1 rRNA gene is annotated in these 336 nt (G+C 50.3%); it reads left to right on the top strand.

The features are described 5' to 3' along the window. Positions 1-150 precede the first annotated feature (150 nt). A 5S ribosomal RNA gene (gene rrf / locus GE543_RS26995) occupies positions 151-266 on the top strand. The last annotated feature ends 70 nt before the right edge of the window (positions 267-336 follow it).

The raw sequence follows: 336 nt of genomic DNA, 5'->3' as shown, positions 1-336 counted from the left end.
CACCCAAGCAATTTGCGTCGAATGACCAGATTGCGGTGACTGTGAAGATGACACGAACCGAAAGTTTGCGTCACGAACGACACCTGAACTGACTATCACATACCCGATTTGCTGAAGCGCGCCGCATGGCACGATTCGGTACCCGAATTTCTTGACGACCATAGAGCATTGGAACCACCTGATCCCATCCCGAACTCAGTAGTGAAACGATGTATCGCCGATGGTAGTGTGGGGTTTCCCCATGTGAGAGTAGGTCATCGTCAAGATTCAATTCCAGAAACCCTCATCGCTTACGCGTTGAGGGTTTTTGTTTGTCTGGGGTTTATCACTCTGCCG

Origin of the sequence: Pseudomonas sp. SZ57 (assembly GCF_009495975.1) — a bacterium.
GTDB lineage: Bacteria > Pseudomonadota > Gammaproteobacteria > Pseudomonadales > Pseudomonadaceae > Aquipseudomonas > Aquipseudomonas syringae.
The sequence above is the reverse complement of the archived record's forward strand: the minus strand, read 5'-3'. Positions and strand labels throughout refer to the sequence as shown.